Genomic DNA, 2,437 nt, shown 5'->3' with positions numbered 1-2,437 from the left:
CTTACAAAGGAATGGTTGCAAAGAAACTGTTGCAACCATTCCTTTGTAAGGCTACGTTGTACGCATGAACGAGCCCCAGGACCCACAGGACCCACAGGTCCGCACCCTCGATGCCCGCTCCCTGCGTGGGCTCGCGCACCCCCTGCGTATGCAGCTGCTGGACGCGCTGCGCTTCGGCGGTCCGGCCACCGCGTCCCAACTCGCCGAGAGGCTGGGTGAGTCGAGCGGTGCCACCAGCTACCACCTGCGACAGCTCGCCGCCCACGGCTTCATCGAGGACGCCCCGGAGCGGGGCAAGGGCCGGGAGCGGTGGTGGAAGGCTGCCCACCAAGGCCTGCGCTTCGACGACGCCCTGCTCGCGGACACCAGCCCGGACGTACGCGGGGCCGCCGACACGTACCTCCATGAGGTCGCGACCACCCAGGCCCGTGACCTGTCGACCTGGCTCGGCAACCGCCAGGCATGGCCGGAAGAGTGGAGCCGCACGTGGGACATGAGCAGCGCGACGCTACGGCTGACGCCCGAACTCGCCCGAGAACTCGTCGAGAAGATGCACACGCTCGTCGACACCTACCGTGACCGGGCCACCGAAGAGGGCGACACCGACACCGCTCACGTACGCATCCAGACACGCGCATTCCCCCTCACCACGGAATGAGAGGCCACAACCCGATGCACCCGCAGACGCACCTCGCCCTGCACCACGTCCGCGCCGCCGAACTCCGTGCCGAAGCCGACGCGTACCGTCTCGCCGCCGCGGCCAGGGTCCCCCGGCGCTCCCAGGACCTTCGGGACCTCCGAACCCGCCTCGGCTGGACCCTCGTGGAGGTCGGCCTGCGACTGGCCGCCCCACCCAGGACGGCAGCTGCTGTCTCCTAGCCGTGGAGGGGACAACCCGAGCCGAACCCGGCCTACTCCTCCGCGAGATCAAGTAGTTCTCAACCGGACCGCGTCACCGCGGACCGCACGCCGAGCCACTGTTCGGCGTCCCAGGCCTGGAACCGCTCTACCTCTGTGAATCCCAGCCTCGCCGCGAGGCGCATCGAGCCGACGTTGGCGGTCTGGGTGGTGAGCACCGCCGGCTCGCCGGGGAGGGCGCCGTCGAACCAGTCGAGTGCCGCCGCGCACGCCTCGGTGGCGTAGCCGAATCCCCACGCTCCCGGCAGGAACAGGTAGCCGAGATCGGCCTTCCCCGCAGCAGCCGGGCGGCGGTGAGCCGTGGCTCTCCTGAGCAGGATCTGGCCGATCATCGCCCCGTCGAGATCGACGACGAAACTGCCGGGCCACCGCTCGGGCGCCTCGGGCAGCTCGCGCTCGACCTCGTCACGCGGGCGGGGGCCGCCGAGGTAGGTGTGCACCTCCGGTGAGACGTGCAGTTCGATGAACGCCGCACGGTCCCGCGGTTCCGGCTCACGGAGCACGAGCCGTTCGGTCCTTATCGGGGCTGGTGGCCAGGTGACGGGGCCGAGGTCGGTCATGCCGTCAGCGAATCAGCAGGCTCGGCAGCGATCAAGGCCCGCCGGGTCGATCAAGCCACCGGCCCGGGTCCCACCCCACCGACGGGCCGGGTCCCACAAGCTACGGGTGGCGGAGCGGGCGGAGCCCCCGGCCGGCTGGAAGCTGGACGGGGGCTCCGGTGAAGAGGGTGAGACGCGAACTCAGACGTTGACGCCGAAGTCCTGGGCGATGCCCACCAGGCCCGAGGCGTAGCCCTGGCCGACCGCGCGGAACTTCCACTCGGCGCCGTTGCGGTACAGCTCGCCGAAGACCATGGCCGTCTCCGTCGCCGCGTCCTCGGAGAGGTCGTAGCGGGCGATCTCGGCGCCGCCGGCCTCGTTCAGAATGCGGATGTAGGCGTTGCGGACCTGGCCGAAGTTCTGCGAGCGGTTCTCGGCGTCGTAGATCGAGACCGGGAAGACGATCTTGTCGATGTCGGCCGGGAGACCCGCGAGGTTGACCTTGATCGCCTCGTCGTCGCCCGCGCCCTCGCCGGTGCGGTTGTCACCGGTGTGGACGATGGTCTGGTCCGGCGTCTGCTTGTTGTTGAAGAAAATGAAGTGGGCGTCGGAGTAGACCTTGCCCTCCGGGTTGACCGCGATCGCCGAGGCGTCGAGGTCGAAGTCCGTGCCGGTGGTGGTGCGGACGTCCCAGCCCAGGCCCACGGTGACGGCGGTCAGGCCCGGAGCCTCCTTGGTGAGCGAGACGTTGCCACCCTTGGACAGGCTTACAGCCATTGTTGGGAGTCCTTCCCTAGTTCTGTGACGGGCACGAAGCTACAGCTACCCCTATGAACGCCGCGAGGGGCGGTCAAGGTTCCCCGTGTCTTTACTTTCTTTGCCAAACCCTAAGACCGGCCGGCAAGGGGAGGGCGGCGTCGCGGGGTCCGGCACGCCCATCTGCGGCGTTGTCGTCGGTTGCGATGGCTCCGCCATCACTC

4 protein-coding genes are annotated in these 2,437 nt (G+C 68.9%); 2 read left to right on the top strand and 2 right to left on the bottom strand.

All coding sequences use genetic code 11. From position 1 onward, the window contains the following. Positions 1-64: 64 nt before the first annotated feature. Both BZL64_RS36390 and BZL64_RS36385 read left to right on the top strand, forming a co-directional pair. Positions 65-658, top strand: coding sequence for an ArsR/SmtB family transcription factor (locus BZL64_RS36390; protein WP_086773301.1), 594 nt, complete (start codon positions 65-67; stop codon positions 656-658). 14 nt (positions 659-672) lie between these two features. Then, a complete protein-coding gene (locus BZL64_RS36385; RefSeq protein WP_086773300.1) occupies positions 673-879 on the top strand; it encodes a hypothetical protein in 207 nt (68 codons plus the stop codon). Positions 880-938: 59 nt separating this feature from the next. Here BZL64_RS36385 and BZL64_RS36380 read toward each other — a convergent pair whose 3' ends face one another. Further along, on the bottom strand, positions 939-1,478 hold the full coding sequence (locus BZL64_RS36380; protein ID WP_086773299.1) for a GNAT family N-acetyltransferase: 540 nt from the start codon (positions 1,476-1,478) through the stop codon (positions 939-941). A 180-nt stretch (positions 1,479-1,658) separates the two neighbouring features. Then, positions 1,659-2,234, bottom strand: coding sequence for a TerD family protein (locus tag BZL64_RS36375; protein WP_086773298.1), 576 nt, complete (start codon positions 2,232-2,234; stop codon positions 1,659-1,661). Positions 2,235-2,437: the final 203 nt, after the last annotated feature.

Origin of the sequence: Streptomyces bobili (assembly GCF_002154575.1) — a bacterium.
GTDB lineage: Bacteria > Actinomycetota > Actinomycetes > Streptomycetales > Streptomycetaceae > Streptomyces > Streptomyces bobili.
This window is presented reverse-complemented; position numbering and strand designations above follow the sequence as displayed.